The sequence below is a fragment of the Bifidobacterium bohemicum DSM 22767 genome, assembly GCF_000741525.1.
In the GTDB taxonomy this organism is placed as follows: domain Bacteria; phylum Actinomycetota; class Actinomycetes; order Actinomycetales; family Bifidobacteriaceae; genus Bifidobacterium; species Bifidobacterium bohemicum.
In genome coordinates this window covers 114,579-138,918 of record NZ_JGYP01000005.1, presented here as the reverse complement: position 1 = coordinate 138,918, position 24,340 = coordinate 114,579, and the positions used below count along the sequence as shown (strand labels likewise).

Genomic DNA, 24,340 nt, shown 5'->3' with positions numbered 1-24,340 from the left:
ATACGAAGGTGGCCGGCTCCCCCCAATCGGAGCCGGCCACCTCATGCGTCGATCATGCATTAATCATGCGTTGAAGATTCGCCGCCCTCAGGCATGCCAGACGTCCTTGCCGTTGTCTTTGGCGGCCTGAACGTCGGCGTCAAGCTCGGACTCATCATTCTCGACCTGACCGGCAATGAACTTCTCGACGAGATCACGAGCCTCACTGTCCTCATGCTGCACGGCCGGGGACTTCATGAAGTAGGAGCTGGGAGCAAGAACCGGACCGGCAAGATGTCGGTCGAGCGCGATCTTGGCCGCACGCACGGCATCGATGACGATGCCCGCGGAATTCGGGGAGTCCCAGACCTCGAGTTTGTATTCAAGGTTCAGCGGCACGTCACCGAAGGTCGTGCCCTCAAGTCGCACGAACGCAAGCTTGCGGTCGTCAAGCCAAGCCACGTAGTCGGATGGGCCGATGTGCACGTCACGTTCTGCCATCTCATGCGGCACGATCGAAGTGACGGCGCGGGTTTTGGAGATTTTCTTGGATTCAAGGCGCGAGCGCTGCAACATGTTCATGAAGTCCATGTTGCCGCCGACATTCAACTGATAGGTGCGGTCAAGGCGTACGCCCCGGTCCTCGAACAGGCGCGCCATCGTACGGTGAGTGATGGTGGCACCCACCTGGCTCTTGATGTCGTCGCCGATGATAGGCACGCCGGCGTCACGGAACTTCTGGGCCCACTCCGGGTCGGAGGCGATGAAGACCGGCAGACAGTTGACGAAGGCGCAACCCGCATCCATCGCCGCCTGAGCATACGCCTTATCGGCCTCTTCGGAGCCGACCGGCAGGTAACTGACCAAGACATCGACGTTCCTGTCGCGCAGCACCTGCGCCACATCGACCGGCTCGGCTTCCGACTCGGTAATCATCTGACGGTAATACTCGCCCAGCCCGTCATAGGTGGGTCCGCGCAGCACCTCGACACCTAGGTTCGGCACGTCGCAGAACTTGTAGGTGTTGTTTTGCGAGGCGCCGATGGCCTCGGAGATATCCTTGCCGACCTTCAGCGCATCAACGTCGAACGCCGCGACAAACTCGATGTCGCGCACGCGGTAGCCGCCGAAGTTATTGTGCATGAGACCCGGAATCTTCTCGTCATCCTTGGCGCCTTTGTAATACTGTACGCCCTGAACGAGCGAAGAGGCACAATTGCCGATACCTGCGACCGCAACACGAATACTCATATCGACCGACTCCTTATCAAACCGACAGACAAATATCACGGTCAATAGTATCTCTGAGTGTTGAATTTCACATTTCAGGTCTCCCTTAGACGCGCGGGGAGACAGCGCCAGTCATGCGATACGGGCAGGCATGACACCATAATGGGAATTCCGTTCAGCCAAGGGGAAACTCCGACCCGGACTATCTGGCATACTCAGAGCCATGTCCTCACCCGGCGAGAACGGCCGCCCCCCCCCCGAATCACACCGCCCAACAGGACTTCATCCGCTCCGTCTACGATCGGCCCGAAGCCCGGCGACGCGATGGACGGCCCTGGCCGAAGCCGGGCGGAAAGCTCATGCAAGGTCCTGCATGATGCGGTTTTTCAAGGGGAACAGCTACGGTTGACTTCATGGCATCACAGCAACGCAAGGGTACATCACGAACCACAAGCTCAGCGGCAGGCAGGCGCCGTGCCGGTCGTGCGTCGACCTCAGGTTCATATGGCGGTGCAGGCCACAGCGCCAACCCACGCAACAACCGCAACCGGGGCAATCATGCCGCGAACGCACGCAACAGCCACCGCGGCCCCAAACGCAACCGGCCGAAACGCCATCTCCTCCTCAAATGGACGGTGGGCATTATCGCAGGACTGCTGGCCCTTGGAATCGGCGCCTTCGCCTACGCCTACTCGACTACCGAGCTGCCGTCGCCCGAAAAAATCGCAATGGCCGAGAAAACAACGGTCTACTATGGCGACGGCACGACCGAAATGGGCACCTTCGCAACCCAGAACCGCGAAATCATAGGTTGCCAGGCACTGCCGAAATACGTCGGCGAATCGATCATCGCCTCGGAAAACCAGTCGTTCTATCAGGACAAAGGCGTCGACATCAAAGGCATCGCCCGCGCCTTCTTCAACAACGTGTCCGGCGGAGCCCGTCAGGGAGGCTCCACGATCACCCAGCAATACGCAGAACGGTATTATATGGGTGATACCCACACCTACTCCGGCAAGGTCAAGGAAGCCCTTCTCGCGCTTAAGATCACACAGACCCAAAGCAAAGACGAGGTCCTGTGCAACTACATGAACACGATTTACCTGGGTCGCGGCGCATACGGCATCCAGGCGGCGGCGAAGGCCTACTACAACAAGGAGGCCAAGGATCTGACCATGCCCGAGGCCGCAATGCTGGCCGGCATCATCCCCGCACCCTCGAACTGGGATCCGGCAGTGAACCAGAAACAGGCGAACCTTCGGTTCAACAGGGTCATTTCGATCATGAAAAGCAAGGGGTACATATCGGCGACGGACGCCAAAAACGCGCAACCGCCACAGACCGTACCACCGCAGAGCCGGCAGAACTCCTTCGCGGGGCCCAATGGGTACCTCATGCAGATGGTGCGCGATGAGCTCACTCAGGACGGTACCTTCAGCAGGGACGACCTGGACACCGGCGGCTACAGAATCGTCACCACGATCGACAAGGGCAAGCAGGACCTCATGTTCAACGTTGCCAGTCCGTCACAGGGCGGCAAGGACATCGTGCCGCAAGGCGTACAGATCGGCGGCATGAACGTCAATCCCAAAGACGGCTCAATCGTGGCACTCTACGCCGGCGACGATTATCTGGCCAAACAGCTCAACAACGCGACGCAAGCCTCCTACGAACCGGGCTCGACCATGAAGCCGTTCGCGCTCATGGCGGCGGTGCAGTCCGGGGTGAACCTGAACACGACGTTCAACGGCAATTCACCCCGCATCTTCGAAAACATCACCTCACCCGTACGGAATTTCGACAACCAAAGTTTCGGATACATCAACCTTTACAACGCGACCGCAAATTCCGTGAACACCGTTTACATGGACGTGCAGGGTCACCTGGGCGCGAAAAAGGTCGCCCAGACCGCCCAGGCGGCGGGCGTGAACCCGAAGCTGGTGACCGGCGACAACCCCTTCACCGTGCTCGGCAACGATTCGGTGCACGTGGCCGACATCGCCAGGGCCTATGCGACCTTCGCGAACCAAGGCAACAGGCCGACGCTGCACATCGTCTCCAGCGTCAAGGACGCCAAAGGCAAGGAGATGTACCGCGCACCCACCAACACCGAACGCGTCTTCACCGCCAACGACACCGCGCTGGTGACCAAGGCCCTGACCGGCACCGTCCAATATGGAACGGCGACCGAGGCCAGACGCATCGGCAAGGCCGTCGCGGGCAAATCCGGCACGGCAAACGATTCAACAGCGGGCAGTTTCGCCGGATTCACCTCCAACAGCGTGACCGTGTTCGCCATGTGGTGCCCCGGTCCCAATGGCAGCCCGCAGGAGATTCCGCAACTGCGCGCGGGCTACGGCAACGGCAGCGACTACCCGGTCCATCTGTTCACCGAATACATGCGGCAGGCGTTGAACGGCACGCCGAATGAGACGTTCCCGGTGGTCAAGGACGAGGGGAAGATCGGCGGGCCGGATGGATCCTGGGGCGTCGGCGGCTTGTACAGGTATTCCGCAAGCCCGAATTATCGTCTCCAAGGCGGCACGGGCACCACTGGTCGCGTAAACACTCCCGGAAGTACCGAAACCGGCTTGACCAATATTCCCGCACAGCCGGACACACAGTCCTCAACACCATCCACCACGCCATCCGCAAACGGCGATGCGCACAAGAACGAGACTTCCGGCAACGGCCAGTAGCACCAGCACGGACGAGGCATCGCAACCGGCCTTCATTCCATGTGCGCTTCACGGCCGCGTCTTGGAAGGTGCGGCCGGGTTTCAACGACATGAACGGTTGATGGCGGAAATCACGGCCTTCAGCGAGCTGGTGGCGATCGACGAATCAATGCCGACCCCCCAGATGATTCGCTCGGCGCCCTCGCCTCCGATTCGACATTCGACATAGGAGGCTGCCTGCGCGTCAGTACCGGCGGTCATGGCATGCTCGGCGTAATCCATGACGCCCACTTCGAAGCCGATCGAAGACAGTGCATTGAGGAAGGCGTCAAGCGGGCCGTTGCCGGCACCGCAGACCTCGCGTTCGACGGGGTCCTCGGTTCCGGGTTCAACGCCGCGATCAAGCAGTTTGGCCTTGAGCACCGTATCGGATCCATCGGCGCCCGAAGAGATCGAAACGTTCAGCAGCTTCAACTGTCCCCACGATTTGAGGCTTTCGTCACCATGATCGGCCACCACGTCGCCGGCGGCACAGGCTCCGTTCTCCTCGACGGGCAGGTACTCGTCCTTGAACAGGCGCCAGATCTCGTCATCCTTGACCTCTTTGTCGGTCTTGTCCGCATAGCTCTGAACGGCCTTCTCGAACTCGATCTGCAGGCGCTTGGGCAAGTCGAGGTTGTGGTTGGTCTTGAGCAGATATGCCATGCCGCCCTTGCCGGACTGGGAGTTGACGCGAATGATGGCCTCATAGGTGCGGCCGATGTCCTTTGGATCGATGGGCAGATACGGCACGAGCCACACGAAGTCCTCAAGGTTCGTGCCGGCCCGCTCTGCCGCCATCTGCCGCGCCTCCAACCCCTTCTTGATGGCGTCCTGATGTGATCCGGAAAATGCGGTGAACACGAAGTTGCCGGCGTAGGGGTGACGTTCGGAGATGACCATCTGGTTGCAGTACTCAACCGTCTTGCGGATCTCAGGCACATTGGAGTAGTCAATCTGGGGATCGATGCCCTGCGTGAGCATGTTCAGTCCCAACGTCACCAGATCGACGTTGCCGGTGCGTTCCCCGTTGCCCAGCAGGCAGCCTTCGATGCGGTCCGCGCCGGCCAGCACACCCAATTCAGCAGCGGCAACGCCCATGCCCTCGTCGTTGTGAGGGTGCAGGGAAAGCACCACCGAATCCCGCTTGTTGAGGTGAGTGGAGACATACTCGACCTCGTCAGCGAAAACGTTAGGGGTAGTCATCTCGACGGTGGCCGGCAGATTGATGATCATCCTGCACTCCGGCGTGGGATCGATGACGTCGATCACGGCATTGCACACCTCGACCGCATAATCCGGTTCCGTGCCGGTAAACGACTCGGGGGAATATTCGTAATATAGTTCCGTACCTTCGGCCTCACCCTCAAGGTCCTTGCACAACTCGGCCGCATCGGTCGCCAGCTTCTTGATGCCGGCCTTATCCTGACGGAAGACGACCTCGCGTTGCAACACGGACACTGAGTTGTAGAAGTGCACGACGGCACGTCTGGCACCTCGCAGGCATTCGTAGGTCTTACGAATCAGGTGCTCGCGGGCCTGGGTCAAGACGACGATCGTGACGTCGTCGGGAATCAGCTCGCGCTCGATCAAGAGGCGTACGAAGTCGTAGTCCGTATCCGAGGCGCTGGGGAACCCGACCTCGATCTCCTTGAAGCCCATGGAAATCAGAAGGTTCCAGAAACGAAGCTTGCGCTCGGAATCCATCGGATTGACCAGAGCCTGATTGCCGTCCCGCAGATCGACGGAGCACCAGCGCGGTGCACGGTTCAAACGCTTCTGCGGCCATGTGCGTTCAGGGTAGTCGAACGGCACCTGCTTGTCATAGGCCACATATTTGCCATACGGCATCCTACTTGGCCTCTGCGCATCGCCGACGAACCGATCGGGAGGCAGCAACAGGTCGTTGTTACCTCCATTGGACGCCGCGGCAACCGCCGCGAGATCGAATACCGATGATCGATCCTGACCCATCTCTCCTCCTTCTTCCGATCGAAGCGTTACCTTAGGTAACGAAACACATTATCGTACGTGCATCCGGTGCGGCAGACGCATTCAGCCATGTTAGCGGCTTTTGCGTAGAAAAGGCGCCGGCTGCTCGCGATGCGACACTTCTGGCGCTCAACACCGACTTCGCCTACGCCATTCGTGCCGGAAACATGCCAAAGATGCCAGAAAACGTCGCTTTGAAGCACCAAAAAACATACGTTTCCCGCCATCTTTGACCCATTCGTGCCATAAATACCTCAAACTTCCAAACTCTTTCGTCGTTAAAGCAGGAAGTTTTTGGCCACAAGACGGCGCCCGATTCCCAAAATGACGATACTTCGGCATTCGCTTCTGACGGCATGTCGGGCGGTATCGGGAATGCCCCCCCTACCTATAACGCAACTTACAGCGCAAACGGGAGGCGAGGAAAGACACCTAGAGGGGGTATGCCGCGTGAGTCAAGATGGGAACGGGAACGCTTGTGGGGCTTGACGCTGTTGGAATCGAAAGAGGAACCGATATCCTGCATGGATTGAGGAGAGTCAGTTGACTCGGAACCGGAGTCGGTCAGTTTAGGCTCGGCCAGCCCGGGCGGATTGGACGGCGCACCTCCGCCGTGACACGGCAGGACGAGCAGCCGGCGGTGACAGCCGCACTCAGCGGAACAAGGAGACGCCTCGACGAGCCAGGCAGTAAGCGTTGCCGAGCCAGGTATGGCGGGAGGTGGGCCAGACGGAACCAAGGCGCGGGGCCGTCTGACTCATCCAAATACTGGGGAAACGACCATCACTCGAACGCGATCCGAGCAGGTTGAAGCCGTTCTTTTTCACCAGCCAGTCCGTGTGCTGCGTGGCGATGGCCAAACCTTCTTCGAGAGTGAGGGGCATGCGTTCGTCGGAGTCGATCAGTTTGCGCGCCACGTCGGGTTCGCGGTTGACGTACGCGGTGCCGGTGTGCGGCTCGACGACGATATAGAACGGGCCTTCGGGCGGTTCGAAGCCGTCCTGTGGCAAGAAGCTCGCCACATCACGCGGCGGCATGGTCGTGAAGCCGGCCATGCGATTGATGCTGGTGCGGGAAATCAACGATTCCGGACTGACCAGCTCGTGGGTCGGCACCAGCAGGATGTTCTCCCCCAGATCCGTCTGATCCAACGTCTCAAGTAGGGGACGCGCCAAGGCTCGGAACCCGGCCTCGCTCATGTCCGCCACATCCGGGTAGCCCAAAGCGACGATACGATCCAGCTGCTTACGTGCCTCTTGTGATGCCTTCGACATAGACCCAGTATGTCACGTACCCTCTATGAATTCGCCGTAGGACGTCATGAACGCTGTCGCAGTGCCTCATGAACGCCGCTGCGGGTTTTCGTTAACATTGCCGTAGGTTTTCACGAGCATTCCCGTCGCAAAACCGACTGTGACCCGACCGACATCCATCCAACGCAAAACCCAAACAACCGCAACGCGTCCGAACATGAAGGCACTTGGAGTCAGAGACGTTCGGCGAAATGCTTGGCGGCGATGATTTCGGCGATCTCAACCGCATTGAGGGCGGCTCCCTTGCGCAGGTTGTCATTGGCGATGAAGAACGCGAGGCCTTTGTTGCCGTCAACGGCCTGATCCTGCCGAATACGTCCGACGAAGCTTGGGTCCTTGCCAGCGGCCAGCTGCGGGGTGGGTATGTCGGCCAACATGACACCCGGCGCACCGCCTAACACCCCACGAGCCATATCCGGGGTGACGTCACGCTCGAATTCAGCGTTCACGCTCATGCCGTGCGAGGTGAAGACGCCGACACGAACGCAGGTGCAGGACGCCGCCAGATGCGGCAGGTGCAGAATCTTGCGACTTTCGTTACGCAGCTTCTGCTCCTCGTCGGTCTCCTCGCTGCCGTCATCCACAACCGCGCCGATAAAGGGCACGGCATTGAAGGCAATGGTACGCGCGACTTTGGTGGGTTCGGGAAAATCGATTGCGGAACCATCGAATACGAGCTTGTCGGCGCCTTGGTCGACGGCCGCCCTGGCCTCGTTCATCAGCTGTTCCACACCGGCTCGTCCCGCTCCGGAAACCGCCTGATATGAGCTGACGATCAGCCGTCTGAGGCCGAAATGCGCATCGAGGGGCTTCAGCACCGGAATGCAGGCCATGGTTGTGCAGTTGGGATTGGCGACTATGCGACGGGGAACGTCATCGAGGTCATCCGGATTGGCCTCGGCCACCACCAGCGGCACATCGTCGTCCATACGCCACTGCGAGGAGTTGTCCACGACGTAGGCGCCCGCTTTGGCGAATCGCGGAGCCCACACTTTGGATGTGCCCCCGCCCGCAGAGAAAATGGCGATATCGATGCCCGAAAGGTCGGCCCTTTCCACATCCTCGACCTCGATATCATGACCACGCCAATTGAGCATCGTTCCGGCCGAATGCGCCGAGGCCATAAACCGCAGATCATTGATCGGAAAATCCCGCTCGTCAAGCACGCGCCGCATCACCATGCCGACCTGGCCGGTGGCACCCAACACCGCGACGTTCACGCCCTTATCGTTGATCTGAACCATTCGTTCCGTCTCCTAATCTTTCTCAACCAACACGGCACCCGCCGGAAGAGCAGGCGACTCGCCTCACCGCCCGGTGCCACCGTAGACGACAGCTTCAACCTGCACGGCATCGAGGCCGTAGGCCGTATGCAGCGCACGGACGGCGTCATCCAGCTGTTCCAGCGGCACCAATGCGGCTATACGGATCTCAGAGGTCGAAATCATCAAGACGTTGATGCACTGATTGCTCAATGCCTCGAAGAACTTGGCCGCCAGGCCCGAATGCGTCTTCATGCCGACACCGACAACCGCGACCTTGCCCACATTGTTGTTGATGTCGAGCGAACGGTAACCGAACTCATCCTTTTTGCCGGCAAGGACCTTGCTCGTCGCCTTGATGACGGCTTCGGGCACTGTGAACGAAATGTCTGCCGTACCGTCGGAAGAAGCGGCCTGCACGATCATATCGACGTTGATGTCGGCTCTCGCGAGTTCAGTGAACACCTTCGCCGCGATTCCAGGTTCATCGGGCACGCCATTGACGGTGACCAACGACTCGGTACGATCGTGGGCAACTCCGGAGATGACCGGGGCCTCGGGATCCAAATCCGGAAAAATGTCGCCCAAGGAGGGGTTGTCGTTGACGTGGCGGGCCTTGGACTTGCTTTCCGATGCATTTTCTGTAGTCATTTCGTCTCTCTTCCTTGACTGTTCTATGCGAGGTTTGGCAACGTGCTTGCATCAAAGCCTTCGGGTATCACCAGCGTGCCCGAACGATGCGAGAAGGAGCTGCGCACATGCAGCGGCATATTGAAACGCTGAGCGTATTCGACACAACGCAGTGCGAGGACTTTCGAACCACAGGAGGCCATTTCGAGAATCGCCTCATAGTTGATCCATGGGATGCGACGAGCCGAAGGCACGATACGCGGATCCGCGGTGAAAATGCCGTCCACATCAGTATAGATCTCGCAGACATCGGCCTTAAGCGCCACCGCTAGGGCCACCGCCGAAGTGTCGGAGCCACCACGACCCAAGGTCGTGTAGTCGCCATCGGCGTTGATGCCTTGGAAACCGGCGACGATGGCGACACTGCCGCGCTCGAGCGCACGACGCACGCGCTGGGGACGCACCGATCTGATGTGTGCGGCACCGAAGCGAGCATCGGTCATGAATCCGGCCTGTGAACCGGTGAACGAGTATGCGTGCTCCCCCTCGGCGTGAATGGCCATTGCCAACAGGCTCATCGAGATACGCTCGCCTGCGGTCATCAGCATGTCCATCTCACGGGCGGGAGGAGCTGAATCGATGCTGATTGCCTGATCGATCAGATCATCGGTGGTGTCCCCCATGGCCGAGACGACCACGGCCACATCGTTGCCGGCCCGCTTGGTCTGTACAATGCGTCGGGCAACACGTTTAAGGGATTCCGCATCAGCCACCGAGGAACCGCCATACTTCTGCACGATAAGAGCCACGGATTCTCCCCCTTCTTCATAACATGCCACGCAGTCCATCCGCCGGCCGCACCCGCGAACCACCGGTGAACAATCCAACGAACAACCCGGTAAACAACCAGACGAATGGAGCGCCAACACGTCATTCAACGCGACTGTGTTGAGACTTTCATTCTAAGGACAACAGTCTATCTTATGATTGAAGGCTCCACGATATGGGCATGGTCGTTTCGGAACGCGGTCAGAGCCGAAATCCGCAACCCCCCAGGACATTGCCGTCATTCAACATACCCCCTCAAAATCTGCGCCGCAGCCGTCAGCCTGAGCATAGCCCGAACATTTTCGCCAAGCTCACACCTCGCGCCTGCCGGATAGGGCTCGACCCAAGGTGATCTCGTCCGCGTATTCCAAATCACTGCCCACGGGTAGCCCGCTGGCCAGACGCGTGACCTTAAGTCCCAATGGACTAAGCAGACGCCCCAGATAAGTGACCGTGGCCTCCCCCTCTATATTGGGGTCTAGCGCCAAAATGATCTCCTTGACCTCGTCGCTTTTGAGCCGTTCGAGCAGTTGCGCAATGGCAAGATCACCCGGCCCGACGTTCGCCATCGGATTGATGGCCCCCCCAAGCACATGATAGACGCCACGGAACTCCCGCGTACGCTCAATGCTCATCACGTCCTTGGGCTCTTCGACCACGCATATGACACTGTGGTCGCGTCTGGGATCCACGCAGATCGGGCAGGGACTCGTCTCGCATATATTGCCGCAGATCTCGCAGAAGCGAACCTTGAGTTTGACTTCCGCGATGGCCTCCGAGAGGTTCTGCACTTCATCGGTCCCGGCAGAGAGCAAATAGAACGCAATGCGCTGCGCGCCCTTGGGTCCTATGCCGGGCAGACCAGCGAAGGCGTCGATCAGACGTTGGATGGCTCCATCATAGGCCAATGCCATCTTGGCTCATCTCATTTCCTCTTGATGTCGTTCCGGCGGCTTCTGATTGATGGGATTACGCGGATCGTCCGCATTGAACTCCTCAATCTTCTTTACCTCGAACAGTTTGGACAGCTCCTTGACGCTCAAGGCCGTTACCTCGCCAAGGGAGCGGTCGTCAATCGAATATTCATCCTCTTCAGGGGCAATCTGCGACCCGGTGTCATTCATGCCGGATTCAGGAGCGAATCGCGCAGAGATCGAGGCATTCCCTCCAACCTGCGGATTGCCACCCCCGGATGGAACAAACCCGGTATCGTCTGACACGGGTTCAGCCGCAAAAGATTCCGAACCAGTGTCACGACGCGAATCGTGAGCACTTTGACCGACTGAACCATCAGCAGCCCACCGATCGTCATCCGCCTTTTCAACCGGAGAAGATATGGAAGCCGAAGCCGGCACGGAACCAACGTTTTCGACGGCCGGAGCCTGCCCACCGGGCGAATCGACCACATCGTTGACAACACCGCCTGCGGCATTGGATTCTTCCACCGCCCAGGGATCAATACCGTCGCTGATGTCGGGAACGGCCACTTTCTTGGCAACATGGACAACGCTTTCAACAGCTGCAGGATTCCCATTCAGCTCACCCTGCCCATGCGCCGAATCCGATACCGAAGCGGCCGAGGTCCTGAGGGCCGGAGCGACTGCCGGCTGCAACCAAGGGTCATAGTCATCATCTTCGGGGTTCGCAATCGCTCCCCGTTGATTACCGGAACCGGTCTGATCGACGGCTGCGGAACTTCGATCACCCTCGACCACGGTCGCGTCGAAAGCACCCTCCCGGTGTGAGATGTCATCTGCCTCACCGTCATTGCCCGAATCATCGTTTTTCTGACTTTTGGGTTCGGATCCTGCGTGCGTCGTCAAAGCAGATGCGCTGACGTCGACCACCCCTGCCTTGGCAAGCGCAATCTTTCGTTTAACCTGCGCGAGCTCTTCGGGCCTCATACGATTGGTCGACACGACTTTCTCACCATTCGCGGCGGTGCCGGTGGGAGCGATCATGGTTTGCCGGCCAAAAACCTGACGCACCGCCCCAAGCACGACATTCGCGGCCTTTTGACCCTGATGCTCGCCATCACCGGAAACCGCTAGGGCAAAGGCATGTTGGCTAAGCGCCGAATCAAAAGTCATCGAAAGGCGGGCTCTGCCGTTCGGAGCCACGTCGAAGGCTATGGTGGGCACCTTCTCACGCGAGACGTATGATCGGATGTCTTCTGGCAGCGAAGCGAGCACCGTCTGCCATCCTTGCTCAGGATCACTGACGGCATTGGCATACGCAGACTGAGCATCTTGAGTGGATTGTGCGGAGGATTGACCGTTCACGATGGCCCCCGAGGGCTCAGAGCCGAGTCCATGAGACGAATGGGCCGAATCTGGTTGCCGGGTTTGCGCATCGGGTTGACCCGCCTCATGGCCCGGGAAAACGTCACCTGCCTGATTGGGTAGGTTTCCGGCTTCTGCGGCCTGGGATCGCTGCGCAACATCCGTCCCTGAACGATCCCCGCCATCTTGCCCCGTAGATTGACGGGAGGCCGGAGCCGCGTCCGCCATCCGCCGGTTCCGGCTGGAGCCTATGAAACCTGTAGTCGCACCAGCCGTATCACCAGAGGTACGTGACGACTTCTGATCTAAACCAGAACCTTGTCCCTGTGTAGTGGACCCATCCGTCCGTCGCGACGGTTCACCTGCGCCGGACACCACGGGCTCGCCCGCCAGCAGGCTGGCGGCCAGCAGTTCCAGCCGTAAACGCGGGGATGTGGTGCTGGTCATCTGCCCGAGAGCGGTGTTGATGACGTGCGCCATCCATGTCAGTTTGGGAAGTCCGAACGCCTGTGCCTGACGCATTAGAGCGTCAATGTCCTGCAAAGCGCCGTCATCGCTCAAGATGTTCTGAGCTTGACCACCGGCCAAGGTCAGCACGAGCAAATCACGAACGCGCGAAAGCAGATCCTCCACGAACCGACGAGGTTCGAATCCGCCGACCACGACTTTCTGCACAACACCGTAGAGCTTGACGCCATCACTGTCAGCCACGGCATCAATGGCTTCTCCGATCAGTTCGTCGGGGGTGAATCCAAGGAGGGCAACAGCCGAATCATAGGCGATTTCGTTATCGACCGCACCGACCATGAGTTGGTCCAACACCGAAAGCGTGTCTCGCACGGAACCGCCGCCGGCACGCATGGCCAGGCCCAGCACGCCGGGCTCGGGTTCGATGCCCTCTTTGTCACACACCTGCTGCAAGTAAGGCCCCATCACCTCGGGAGGCACCAGTCTGAAGGGATAGTGGTGCGTTCGAGAACGAATGGTGCTGATCACCTTATCCGGCTCGGTGGTCGCGAAGATGAACATCACATGCTCGGGAGGCTCCTCCACGATCTTGAGCAGGGCGTTAAAACCCTGCTGAGTGACCATATGGGCCTCATCAAGGATGAAGATCTTGTACCGATCGCGCGCCGGAGCGAATGATGCCCGCTCACGCAGCTCACGCGCATCCTCGACGCCGTTATGACTGGCGGCATCAATCTCCACCACGTCTATGGATCCTGGACCACCGGTAGCCAAATCCTTGCAACTTTCGCATTTACCACATGGATGCGAGGTAGGCCCTTTAGCGCAATTGATGCAACGCGCAAGAATGCGAGCCGAGCTCGTCTTGCCGCATCCGCGCGGTCCAGAGAAAAGGTACGCATGGGTCAGTCTGCCCTCATCCAAGGCGCGCGACCAGCGGCACGGTGACCTGTGACTGTCCTATAATCCCATCGAACGTGTCGGGACGATACCGTCGATACAATGCAAGTGCCATATATACTAACCTACCTTCACCCGACTATCTTCACGACCCATGTTCGCCGGCCGCGACCGAATGCCACACAACGCAGGCTGCCGATTCAGCCCTTCCAAACATCCGTGAAATCAAGCATTGCAGACATCTGTGAACCAAGCCCCACCGACACATTACCCAATCTGCTCGTCGCACCGAACTTGCAAACACCTGAGCCAGAAGCGAGGAGCAAGCTCAGCCAATCGGACCGCCTACGTGCAATCCTCCGGACCAGCCCTGGCTCTTTTGGTGATGCCGTCAACAATTGGAACGGAAGTTCGCACCTGCACCTTAACGATCACGTCCTGGTCATCAACCGTACAGGAGATAACCGTACCGGCGTTAAGCAAAGCGGCATTGGCCGAGTTCAGACAAGGATTCGGCGCCTCACGCCAAGCGGCCTCAGCTCCCGCGATCGCGGCTTGATCGGCGGCGGATTGCGCACGCGAAGAGACGATCATAAGATGTCCGCCAACGGCCGCCACAGACATCAGCACACCGATGACGGCAATCAGCATGACACCATTGGCAGTACCGGATCCTTCATCTGAACCTCTGAGACGACTCATTAAGCTGGAACATCGGCAGGCACTAGCCGATGTCCCAACCGCACCAAGCCGGACATTGACGGCAAAGCCCGCCGTCTTACGCGGCCTCATTGCATCACTCCGATCGATTTTGCAACAATGACGTCAGGCAGCACGCGCAACGGGTCTGAAGCCAAGGGGCAGGAAACGGTCACGGCCACTGTTGTACCTCGATGGGAGATATCGACTTTGGCGCCGGAAGCCGCCGCGTCCTTTGCTGCCTGCCGTGCTTTGATGTCGCTTCGAGAGATGACGGCCGTGCGGGCGCCTAAGGAGGCAGCGTCCTGACAGCTCATGGATACCGTCACGGCTCGTCCACACATCATCAACAACACAGCCAACACCATTACCGCGGGCAACACCACCGCGAACTCCGCAGTGACAGCACCCGAATCTTTCGCTTTGCACATACCTAACAGAGCGTGCGCACCGGCACCGAAACGGCGCGCACACCTGACGGGACACTCGGCAAAGCACACCCATACACGTCTTGCCCGTTCCACGATGCCTCCCACCACTTAAGATTGGTCCTGCCCGCACTCCGCAACACCGCAATATCAACGTTTTGGTCAGAGCACTTTCAATCGCATCGTCACGCCATCTTCAGCGCCTTGGTGATCAAAGCTTTCAACAGTTCTTTCACCGCTCCTGATTTGAGCAGCGCAACCAGCACAGCACCGAAACCAGTGGCCGCTACAAGGACGACCGCATATTCGGCTGTTGCTGCACCTTCATCTGGCTGAGCGAAAAACGTCCGCACACGCGCATCAGCCACACATGCTCTGCCGCGAATCAGCTCGGATGCATGCGACAGACGCACTCTGACCGTGCCCCAGACACTCGGCTCCAACGTCATCATTTCATTATTGTCGTTCATCGGTCTCTCCTTACGCTTTGAATATCGATCTCGCGGCCTTATCGCCGCGATGGTTTCATTTTGGCTGATTTTGATAGTTGAAAGGAATTTTGAAAGGCACTGTGACCCAACGTTCGTGGTTATCCACAATTCGGGCGTGTCACGGCATTGTTATCCACATTTTTCCTGATATGCGTCGATTGAATCCACCGGTTTCCTAGATGTCCGAACCAGTTATCCACCCCTGCCTGCCCAGTGCGCATTCATGTACCGGCACACACAGTCCCCACCCCCCGTTTGCCGTAGCGCATACACACCGATATGCACCTCCCGATCCCAAAGCGCGAATAATCCAAAGCACCGCCCACAACCACGGTTCACCTCTTCGTGAAAACGACGAACCGACGCCAACCAAGGAAACACGGCATCGGATCGGCCCATTAAAGCAAGCATCGTTGCGTTGAGCGAGGAAACCGTTCACCGACAGGAGGACATGACCGATCAGCACGATGACACAAGCAATCAACAGCCCGACATCGCGCAACGACTTCAAGCGTTGTTCACGACAGGAAAGCAACCGATTCCTGGGCGGCGGATCAACCGGAAAACCACAAAGCCGCGCACACAGAATGATAAATTTATTATGAAGCGACTGCAATCACACCATGACGCGGCACATCATGCAACGACGGGAACCAAGACGGGAATCCAGTATGTAGGCTCAAAACAGAACATCCCAGACAAAACCCAAAACGCATTCGAGCACAAAAACGGCACTTCACCGGACGAACGAACCGATGCAAGGTATGACACCGATAAGCATGAAGGCCGGAAGAAAGCAAAGCGCAGTAGGCGTCAGTAAGCTGATTGACAGCTTTGAGGCGGCCTGATCAATGGCCGTCCTCTGGTTCACATCGATCTGTTCCATCGTGCTCTTCAACCGATTGTCGGGAGGAACACCCAACGTCCACGAATCCCTCAACGCCTCCTCAACGATCGCGAACGCCTCGTCATCGGCAGATCGCGAGCAGCGGTTCATCTCATTGTTCTTTTCAGCGATTCGGAAGCGAGATTGTCCTGACATTACCGCATCCTCCCGATCATCCCCCGAAGGCCAGACCGCAACGGAAAACCAGGCATCATTCCACGAAAAACCCTCTTTCAGAGCGACCGCCACCTTGCACAAACCCACCCCAAACCTACCTGAAACAATACCTCCGACAACCTCGAACGCACGGGTGATCGACGCACCATGACGCAACGCCACAGCCAGCATCTGCAACATCACGACCAACGAAATCTCGACATCCTCATCGCCGAAGGACGCCAGTCTGCCACGCCCATCAGCACCCGAATGCCACAGATATGCTGCGAGCGCCGCACAACAACCGGCAAGCCACGGTTCAATCACGTCAATCTCCGATTCCCTCACGCGGATATGTTGCCAGGTCGCGACGTATGCACATAAAAACCTTCGTCCGCCCTACCGACGGCCTTGAGCAGTATGCCCATCCATGCCAAACCAACCACATATGCAAAACACCCCAATATCAGGCACAACCTGCCCACGGGTGAAAACAGCAGGAATTTCAGTGGATGCGCGCCCATCAGTTCGCCCAGGGCCAACGTGGCCAAGGGCAAGGCGGAAAGCAGCTTAACCGTGGCTTTGGGAACCGAAAACGCACGATCCCTCAACGATTCGAGCATTTTCGCCCGCCTGTATGAATCACTCACCGCCTCAAGGCAACCTGACGCTTCGCAACCCAAAAGTTGACTGACCCTGAGGGCAAGATCGAGTTCGGCGGCGGCCCGATCGGCCCAGACCAACGATTCCTTGGAACCTAGACGAGAGCGCAACAACAGGCGCAGCTGACGAAAATCGGGCATCGCAGGAGTGGAGCTTATCGCAGTGTCCGGCAGGTACCGGGCAAACTCCTTATCGAGGCTTCCGCCGCCGCTTACATATGCCTTGGCCTCCTGAATCAGAGACAGTATTCCGTCACCACCGAGCACCGCCGGCTCACGAACCGTTTTTGACGAATGTACCCGCACGGCGCCGGGCGCCTTGATTCCTTCCAATCTGTCAATCAACACCACACCTCTGGAACCGGCGCAGCACACCGTCATGAACGCGGCAGCAGCGGCGATGAAAGGATACCAGTCCATCGCACAACCTCCCCCTAAGCACATGCTTCATTGAAAAACACCTGTCGCACTTACGACATGACGACCATAGGCATTGCAATCAGCGCCGAACCATCAGCCGTCGATCAATGCCATGCCCGTCATATTCGGGCGATCGCTCCAACGCTGGACAAAAGAGCTCCAATGGGGCCCCGGAACGGCTGGTCCCATGCCATTCCACACCGCCAATGGTTCGCCCACAAGCCCTTGCACGCCACCAACCAGCCGACCGATTTGCACCAGCCGACGCTTGCCATTGATACGCTCGATGTGCAGAACCACATCAAAAGCGCCCACAGCGAGCATCATGAGCGCACGCGGATCAAGCCCGGCCAACAGCCCCAGCGACACCAAACGCGAGGGCACGCGTGAGACACTGTCGGCATGAAGAGTGACCATACCGCCGTGATGACCGGAATTGAAAGCACGCAACAAGTCCGCTATCTCCTCTCCGCGGCATTCACCGAGGATGATGCGATCCGGCCGCATACGCAGCGTCGCCTTGACCAAATCAGGCAGGCCCACCCCTCCCACGCCTTCGACGTTGGCCTGACGCGTGACCAGCGAAACGGCGTTGCCTCGGTCAATCCCGGCCAATTCACGCACTTCCTCAACGCAAATGATCCTTTCAGATGGATCGCATAAACCAAGCAACGCTTTGAGCAGCGTGGTTTTCCCGGCGCCCGTGCCACCGGTGATCAGAATGGTGGCACGTCGACGCACCAGTCCGCATAAAAGGGGGAACCACGGCAACGGAAACAGACCTCCGGCAGCAAGCTTATTCAACTGCGGCATGACCGGACTTGGAAAACGGATCGAAATGGCGGCACCTTGGTAGACCAACGGCGCAATCACGGCATGGACGCGAATGCCCTCCACACTTGATGCGTCGGCGATGGGACAGGCATCATCCAACCTGCAATCAAGCTGAGCGCACAGTTGCGTGGCATAATCACGCACGGCCTGAGGCCCACGGAACGGCATGGGCGGATGGTACTCGGTCATGCCAGCACCTCGATCAGCCCAAACTCTGCCCTCGCAAGTCACTGCAATATCAGTCAGCGCCGGATCATGCGACAGTTGTTCAAGTGGTCCAAACATCATGAGCCGACCCGCTTTCTACTGGCCATCATCAATCAGACTCGCTAATCGAGCGAATGCTTTCTTGCTGGTTTTGGACCCGATTCTCAATCCCAATCCCTCCAATGCGTCGCTCACGGCTTTCGGATCCATGCTGACCGGACCCAGCACCTCCCGGCCCAGATAGTCACTCGCCTCATCCACGCCAACGGCTCCACGGCCTCGATATATGCCTCGCGGCATGACGCCGACCACAGCCAACGCCCCCTTTCGATCAGGCTCAGTATCGAAGTGAAGATCAGTCGCCCCATCGTTTCGAGCATCGCGCTCATACGCTTCTTGATCTTTACGGGCATTTTCAAACCAGGGGGCGGCCGGACCACCACCGATGCGTGAGGACAGCAGCGCTTTGGCTCGTGCCAATCCAAGCACGGACAGCTCGGCGACGACCACCTTCGACGAGGCGATAAGCTGTGGCACATCCTCGAAGGCCCGACCGCGGGACGCATCGATGAGAACCACATCGACTTCGGCCGCAAGCGCCTCCACAGCCGCCGCTACCTCCCACCACTGCGATTTTGCACCGTTGCAGCGGTCATAGGCCAGTATCGGTATGCCCTGCCACTTGGGCAGCTGACGGCAAAGCGCATTCCCATCGATTCTGCCCAACGGCGCTTTCAACGTACTGAACCGCAGACCGCGATCGTTCTCCATGCCAAGTAAAACATCAAGTCCACCGGCCTCAAAATCGGCATCGACAAGCGCACACCTGCGTCCACGCCTTTGCAATTCAAGAGCCGCGAATGCGCAGGTGACGCTCAATCCAACGCCACCACTGGCCGAAACAAACGTCACCATACGCTTCCAGGCCGCCCCGGTTTCGGCAGCGGCAACCTGAATCGACTTCGATCGCTCTTTAACGGCACAGGAGGGCTGCGGAGGAGCGGAAAACATCAGAACCCCGGACCTCGGATACGCCGAGGGAAGCAACGAAGCCGCATGAACTTCGAAGGACGACCTGGAATCAGCACGTCCGCCCCGATTCTCCGAACCGGCCGAATCAGTCACTACGGTTGGATCAGCCGAACCAACCGCTCCGATTGAATCAACCCGATCAGCCGCTACGGCAGGACTCATCGACTCCATCGAACGCGACCGGCGCGACGTAGCTGGATATGGCAGCCTCTCTTGTCTCCCCGGAGAGATTCCGGATTTCCCGCCCGGCAATCTGACCAACACGGGCGGAGCCGGCAGCGGTTTCCAGCCAGACTCAATATTGCGATTCGCGATTCCATTCATACGAACATTGAACAGGCCTTCACCGTCAGTGGACAAACCGCAACCACCACTGTGACCCAATGTTTGCGGTTATCCACATTTGAGGCGTGTCGCGGCATGTTCCCCGACTTCTTCCACATCGCCCTGCACAACCGACTATACCAAGGACATGAGCATCCACCCGACCATGCACACCGTAGCGAAATATGCCTCAGTGGTACACAATCGCACGCTTGCAAAGTTGATTCATCCACCACATCGTCAACACCGCCAGCAATTGCATCGTTTTGTCGGTCAATCACGTCAAGCGCATCCTTGCCTTCCGCAAACATGCTCTGAACCATTGGACCAACATGCATCATTTGCGAGAACTCGAGCATGTCTCGCAGACGATCAACTCGCACACTAACCAGCCCCGAAACAAAGCCGATATCATTGCGCCCCATGCATTAGTCGACCTCGGCGCTTTCGAAAAGGAAACAGTGGTTCGACACGGCACTCACTCGGCGGAGAGCTTCAATGGCGTTCAGCCGATCGGCAATGTTCCACGCATTATCGGCGCACGACGATACCGACACGTTTCGGCACAACCACGGACTTCATCAAGGCTCGGCATCGCTCCTGCGAAGCCAAACGTCGCAGTCTGCGGACCAGACGGCAAGCATCGTACCCGCCAAGCTCTTGGAGCCACTGGCATATGTCGCTCACGACAACCGCCCCTCCCACATTGCTTCGCTCACGACATTCATAAGCGCCCCCTACAGGTTTTATCCAATTCGGCGGCGAAAGCCCACCCTGGCTATCTCTACAATCAAGGACAAGGGACAAGGGACAAGCTACTTATGCCCGCGGTGCCACCTTGGTTCACGGTCACCCGTACCTCTCGCAAGATGCCAACACGTCTCTAGCAACTCACGTATGCTTACATGTCGCAGTCTCATGGCAATCATCCAACCGGTGCGCCCTCAACGGCTCGCTCAACGATTCGCTTCCGCCCAAGCCCAACCGCCCCAGGCTCGCTCTTCGTGCGCTTTCGTCTATTCCCCGTCTCTTCGGTTTGCACTGTTTTTAATTATTACAGTGAAGCCACATCGCTCCGAAAGCTCCGCACCGGCTCATTCCGCACGGTTTCCATATGTAAAAACCGTGGTTTCCCCACCTTTGAAATCGGATATATCTACCATATGCAGTCTTGCCATAATACGGTTCGCATAATGGGGCGCCGGCAGAACATCAGCTTGCAGGCACTCTACCGTCACATACACCCGATACGTAAGATTTGCTCAGGTGTCTAACTTTTCAGACATATGACTTTCACGGTCGTATGCCCACAACCAGGAGCACAACTCCCAGAACCTTTGCGACTTTGCACGAGCACAACTCCCTGCACCGTGAGTCTGTACTACGAACCTGTGCGCGTACATATTCGGTAATATGCAACCTCGCACCCACCCACCCCACCATGCAAACTCACAGGCCCGTAATTACCCCACCTGCATGCGACCCTCTCATGTACACAAACTCCGGCACGCTCACAACGAAAGGGGCACGCCATCACAAAGCGTGCCCCTTTATCAGCGTCCCACCCGGTCAAACCCATATTCACAAGTAGGTTCAACCGGCGACAAATCAACGATCAGTCATCGAACGGATCGAAGTCGCGACGAATCCGACGGCGCGGACGTTCGCTACGCTCTTCGCGATCCGAACGGTAATCATCATAGTGATCGTCGGTCGCATAACGAGGGTTGCGATCACGGCGACCACCACGGTAGCCACCGGAACGGCGCTCAGAACGATGCTCGGAACGGCGCACCGAACGACGATCGTCACGGTCGGTGTCGTCATCACGGTCTTCGCGGCGACGACGTGGACGATCCTCAAAATCGCGATCCGAACGCTCGGCATAATGCTCAGAACGATCCTCCCGACGGCGACGCGGACGATCCTCAAAATCGGCCTCGTCGACCTCAAAGCCCTCTTCGACCTCAGGCACGAAATCATCGACGCGACGGGGCTCACGACGATCATCACGATCGGCGCGACGACGAACGTCACGGTCGCGGCCACCACGCCCACGGAAACCACGATCGTCACGACGCGAACCGCCACGCCACTCATCATGGCCACGCCCACGGTCGCCTTCGCGGGCACCGGACTCCTGGTCTTCAAAACCAGGCACGGCCAGCGAAATCTTGCCGCGGTCATCCACGCCCTGCACGATCACTTCGACGGTGTCACCCTCTTTGAGCACGTCCTCGACCGCGTCGATACGCTCGCCGCCCGCAAGGTTGCGAATCTGCGAGATGTGCAGCAGCCCGTCCGTGCCGGGGGTGAGGTTGACGAACGCTCCGAAGCTGGTGGTCTTCACGACCTTGCCGTTGAAGGTCTCGCCGGCCTCGGGAACATGTGGGTTCGCAATCGCGTCGATTGTCTCCCTGGCCTTCTGCGCGCCGTCGCCGCCTTCGGAGGCGATATAGATGGTGCCGTCATCCTCCACGGTCACGTCAGCGCCCGTGTCCTCCTGGATCTGGTTGATCATCTTGCCCTTGGGGCCGATGATCTCGCCGATCTTGTCGACCGGAACGTGGGTGGTGATGATGCGCGGCGCGGTCGGGCTCATTTCGGCCGGGGCGTCGATGCATTCGTCGATCACTTCGAGAATGGTGGTGCGGGCTTCCTTGGCTTGGTTCAAAGCCGCCGCGAGCACGTCGGCGGGGATGCCGTCGAGCTTGGTGTCCAGCTGAAGGGCGGTGATGAATTCGGAGGTGCCGGCGACCTTGAAGTCCATGTCGCCGAACGCGTCCTCGGCGCCGAGAATGTCGGTCATGGTCTTATAGATGTGCTTGCCGTCCACGTCACCGGATACCAGCCCCATCGCGATGCCCGCGACCGGAGCCTTCAGCGGCACACCAGCGGCCAGCAATGAAAGCGTTGAGGCGCACACGGAGCCCATTGAGGTCGAACCGTTGGAACCGATGGCCTCGGAGACCTGACGGATGGCGTATGGGAACTCCTCACGGCTGGGCAGCACCGGCACAAGGGCCTTCTCAGCCAAAGCACCGTGGCCGACCTCGCGGCGCTTGGGACTGCCGACACGGCCGGTCTCACCCGTCGAATACGGCGGCATCTCGTACTCGTGCATGTAGCGCTTGGTCGAGGGGCCGGAAATGGCATCGATGGTCTGCTCCATCTTGAGCATGCCCAAGGTGGTAACGCCGAGAATCTGAGTCTCGCCGCGCTGGAAGAGCGCCGAGCCGTGCACTCGCGGCACGATGTCGACCTCGGCCGAAAGGGTGCGGATGTCACGCAGGCCACGTCCGTCGATGCGGAAGTCCTCCGTGAGGATGCGCTTACGCACGATCTGGCGTTGCAGCTCCTTGAATGCGTTGCCGAGTTCCTTGTCCTTCTCGGCATCGTCCATGTCGGTGAACTCGTCGGCAAGCTGGGCGCGAACGCCTTCCTTGATCTCATGGATGCGATCCTGACGCGGCAGCTTCTCCGCAATCGACAAGGCCTGGTCGAGATCGGCGTGCGCAATCTGGTCGATGCGGGCGTAAAGCTCGTCCGTATACTCCGGGAAGAGCTGGAATTCCTTGGTTTCCTTGGCGGCCTTGGCTTTGAGTTCGTCCTGAGCCTCGCAAATGACCTTGATGAACGGCTTCGCAGCCTCGAGACCGCCGGCGACGACCTCCTCATCGGGCTTGATCTGGCCCTCGTCATAGATGAGCTTCCACGCGTTCTTGCCGGCACCGGCTTCGATCATGGCGATTGCCACGTCACCGTTGTCGATCACGCGACCTGCCACGACGATCTCGAAGACGGCCCGTTCACGCTCGCTCCAGCGTGGGAAGGCGACCCATTGTCCATCCACCAGTGCCAGACGCACACCGGAGACCGGGCCTTCGAAGGGCAGGCCGGAAATCATGGTGGACGCGGACGCAGCGTTCAGTGCGATCATGTCGTAAGCGTCATCGGGATTGCAGGCGAGCACCGTCTCCACGACCTGCACCTCGTTGCGCAGTGTGTGCGGGAAGAGCGGACGCAACGGCCGGTCGATGATGCGGCAGGCCAGAATCGCCTCGTTCGAAGGACGGCCTTCGCGACGGAAGAATGAGCCGGGAATCTTGCCGGCGGCGTACATCTTCTCTTCCACGTCCACCGTCAGCGGGAAGAAATCGTAGTTCTCCTTCGGGCTGGAACCGGCGGTGGTGGTCGAAAGGACCATCGAATCGTCGTCCAGATAGGCGGCAACCGCACCGTCGGCCTGCTGAGCCAAACGACCCGTCTCAAAACGCAGGGTGCGTTTGCCGAATGAACCGTTATCTATTACGGCCTCCACGGCCTTGATTTCGGGACCCTCCATAGGGTTCCTCCTTTGTCTAATTTCCTATTACCTACATGCCTCAAAAATGCTCTGCCGACACTTGGAACCTTGCTCGTCCACGGCAAACCCGTCGCACGCCGCTCTCATCTCAAGCGCCGCAGCTTAACTTTTTCAGTCACATCTGCTACAACATTGCGGTTTTCGACGGCCACCGACATTAGGGTATCGCCGTCTCCCCGCGTTCATTTATACTTCTACTCTACCTAGGCGCCTCAACTGCCCTTACCTGCGACC

Annotated in this window: 16 protein-coding genes and 1 pseudogene; 1 reads left to right on the top strand and 16 read right to left on the bottom strand. The window is 58.7% G+C overall.

The features are described from left to right. Nucleotides 1–87: 87 nt before the first annotated feature. Nucleotides 88–1,230 carry an inositol-3-phosphate synthase gene (locus BBOH_RS07510; RefSeq protein ID WP_033520937.1) on the bottom strand — a complete coding sequence of 381 codons (1,143 nt, stop codon included), beginning with the start codon at nt 1,228–1,230 and terminating at the stop codon, nt 88–90. Between the two features lie 392 nt (nt 1,231–1,622). On the opposite strand from BBOH_RS07510, the gene BBOH_RS07505 reads away from it, so the two are divergent. Then, the gene (locus tag BBOH_RS07505; protein ID WP_081930428.1) at nt 1,623–3,908 is read left to right on the top strand and encodes a transglycosylase domain-containing protein; all 2,286 of its coding nucleotides are present in this window, start codon (nt 1,623–1,625) and stop codon (nt 3,906–3,908) included. 81 nt (nt 3,909–3,989) lie between these two features. Here the strand turns inward: BBOH_RS07505 and leuA are convergent, their stop codons facing one another. From leuA to BBOH_RS07430, 15 genes and pseudogenes are all read right to left on the bottom strand, one after another. Beyond that, the gene (gene leuA, locus BBOH_RS07500; protein WP_033520939.1) at nt 3,990–5,900 is read right to left on the bottom strand and encodes a 2-isopropylmalate synthase; all 1,911 of its coding nucleotides are present in this window, start codon (nt 5,898–5,900) and stop codon (nt 3,990–3,992) included. 671 nt (nt 5,901–6,571) lie between these two features. Continuing rightward, nucleotides 6,572–7,192: a DUF5701 family protein gene (locus tag BBOH_RS07495; protein ID WP_033520941.1), complete on the bottom strand. Its 621-nt coding sequence runs from the start codon at nt 7,190–7,192 to the stop codon at nt 6,572–6,574. A 212-nt stretch (nt 7,193–7,404) separates the two neighbouring features. Next, the gene (locus BBOH_RS07490) at nt 7,405–8,475 is read right to left on the bottom strand and encodes an aspartate-semialdehyde dehydrogenase (protein ID WP_033520943.1); all 1,071 of its coding nucleotides are present in this window, start codon (nt 8,473–8,475) and stop codon (nt 7,405–7,407) included. Between the two features lie 63 nt (nt 8,476–8,538). Continuing rightward, a complete protein-coding gene (locus BBOH_RS07485; protein ID WP_044098295.1) occupies nt 8,539–9,144 on the bottom strand; it encodes an ACT domain-containing protein in 606 nt (201 codons plus the stop codon). Nucleotides 9,145–9,167: 23 nt separating this feature from the next. Further along, the gene (locus BBOH_RS07480; RefSeq protein ID WP_074428516.1) at nt 9,168–9,932 is read right to left on the bottom strand and encodes an aspartate kinase; all 765 of its coding nucleotides are present in this window, start codon (nt 9,930–9,932) and stop codon (nt 9,168–9,170) included. Nucleotides 9,933–10,262: 330 nt separating this feature from the next. Then, complete coding sequence (gene recR, locus BBOH_RS07475; protein WP_033520945.1) at nt 10,263–10,865, bottom strand: recombination mediator RecR; 603 nt, start codon at nt 10,863–10,865, stop codon at nt 10,263–10,265. Nucleotides 10,866–10,871: 6 nt separating this feature from the next. Further along, nucleotides 10,872–13,716 (bottom strand): annotated as a pseudogene (gene dnaX / locus BBOH_RS07470) (DNA polymerase III subunit gamma/tau). Between the two features lie 230 nt (nt 13,717–13,946). Beyond that, on the bottom strand, nt 13,947–14,303 hold the full coding sequence (locus BBOH_RS07465; RefSeq protein ID WP_033520949.1) for an Rv3654c family TadE-like protein: 357 nt from the start codon (nt 14,301–14,303) through the stop codon (nt 13,947–13,949). An 86-nt stretch (nt 14,304–14,389) separates the two neighbouring features. Further along, nucleotides 14,390–14,731, bottom strand: a complete 342-nt coding sequence (locus BBOH_RS07460; RefSeq protein WP_033520951.1) for a TadE family protein — start codon at nt 14,729–14,731, stop codon at nt 14,390–14,392. A 182-nt stretch (nt 14,732–14,913) separates the two neighbouring features. Further along, nucleotides 14,914–15,198 carry a DUF4244 domain-containing protein gene (locus BBOH_RS07455; protein ID WP_033520953.1) on the bottom strand — a complete coding sequence of 95 codons (285 nt, stop codon included), beginning with the start codon at nt 15,196–15,198 and terminating at the stop codon, nt 14,914–14,916. Between the two features lie 757 nt (nt 15,199–15,955). Further along, the gene (locus tag BBOH_RS07450) at nt 15,956–16,609 is read right to left on the bottom strand and encodes a hypothetical protein (protein WP_052118146.1); all 654 of its coding nucleotides are present in this window, start codon (nt 16,607–16,609) and stop codon (nt 15,956–15,958) included. After that, a complete protein-coding gene (locus tag BBOH_RS07445) occupies nt 16,606–17,343 on the bottom strand; it encodes a type II secretion system F family protein (protein ID WP_052118147.1) in 738 nt (245 codons plus the stop codon). The genes BBOH_RS07450 and BBOH_RS07445 overlap by 4 nt, the downstream gene beginning before the upstream one ends. Nucleotides 17,344–17,436: 93 nt before the next feature. Further along, nucleotides 17,437–18,465: a TadA family conjugal transfer-associated ATPase gene (locus tag BBOH_RS07440; protein ID WP_044098294.1), complete on the bottom strand. Its 1,029-nt coding sequence runs from the start codon at nt 18,463–18,465 to the stop codon at nt 17,437–17,439. A 15-nt stretch (nt 18,466–18,480) separates the two neighbouring features. After that, nucleotides 18,481–19,578: a CpaE/TadZ family protein gene (locus BBOH_RS07435; RefSeq protein WP_074428515.1), complete on the bottom strand. Its 1,098-nt coding sequence runs from the start codon at nt 19,576–19,578 to the stop codon at nt 18,481–18,483. Nucleotides 19,579–21,355: 1,777 nt separating this feature from the next. Continuing rightward, nucleotides 21,356–24,085, bottom strand: coding sequence for a polyribonucleotide nucleotidyltransferase (locus tag BBOH_RS07430; RefSeq protein ID WP_033520955.1), 2,730 nt, complete (start codon nt 24,083–24,085; stop codon nt 21,356–21,358). Between the last annotated feature and the right edge of the window lie 255 nt (nt 24,086–24,340).

Excerpts from the sequence above, each read along its gene's own strand:
- BBOH_RS07455 (WP_033520953.1), bottom strand. The coding sequence starts at position 15,198 with ATGAACGACAATAATGAAATGATGACGTTGGAGCCGAGTGTCTGGGGC.
- leuA (WP_033520939.1), bottom strand. The coding sequence starts at position 5,900 with ATGGGTCAGGATCGATCATCGGTATTCGATCTCGCGGCGGTTGCCGCG.
- BBOH_RS07505 (WP_081930428.1), top strand. The coding sequence starts at position 1,623 with ATGGCATCACAGCAACGCAAGGGTACATCACGAACCACAAGCTCAGCG.
- BBOH_RS07490 (WP_033520943.1), bottom strand. The coding sequence starts at position 8,475 with ATGGTTCAGATCAACGATAAGGGCGTGAACGTCGCGGTGTTGGGTGCC.
- BBOH_RS07460 (WP_033520951.1), bottom strand. The coding sequence starts at position 14,731 with ATGTGCAAAGCGAAAGATTCGGGTGCTGTCACTGCGGAGTTCGCGGTG.
- BBOH_RS07485 (WP_044098295.1), bottom strand. The coding sequence starts at position 9,144 with ATGACTACAGAAAATGCATCGGAAAGCAAGTCCAAGGCCCGCCACGTC.
- BBOH_RS07495 (WP_033520941.1), bottom strand. The coding sequence starts at position 7,192 with ATGTCGAAGGCATCACAAGAGGCACGTAAGCAGCTGGATCGTATCGTC.
- recR (WP_033520945.1), bottom strand. The coding sequence starts at position 10,865 with ATGGCATTGGCCTATGATGGAGCCATCCAACGTCTGATCGACGCCTTC.
- BBOH_RS07510 (WP_033520937.1), bottom strand. The coding sequence starts at position 1,230 with ATGAGTATTCGTGTTGCGGTCGCAGGTATCGGCAATTGTGCCTCTTCG.
- BBOH_RS07430 (WP_033520955.1), bottom strand. The coding sequence starts at position 24,085 with ATGGAGGGTCCCGAAATCAAGGCCGTGGAGGCCGTAATAGATAACGGT.
- BBOH_RS07435 (WP_074428515.1), bottom strand. The coding sequence starts at position 19,578 with ATGAGTCCTGCCGTAGCGGCTGATCGGGTTGATTCAATCGGAGCGGTT.
- BBOH_RS07445 (WP_052118147.1), bottom strand. The coding sequence starts at position 17,343 with ATGGACTGGTATCCTTTCATCGCCGCTGCTGCCGCGTTCATGACGGTG.
- BBOH_RS07465 (WP_033520949.1), bottom strand. The coding sequence starts at position 14,303 with ATGAGTCGTCTCAGAGGTTCAGATGAAGGATCCGGTACTGCCAATGGT.
- BBOH_RS07440 (WP_044098294.1), bottom strand. The coding sequence starts at position 18,465 with ATGATGTTTGGACCACTTGAACAACTGTCGCATGATCCGGCGCTGACT.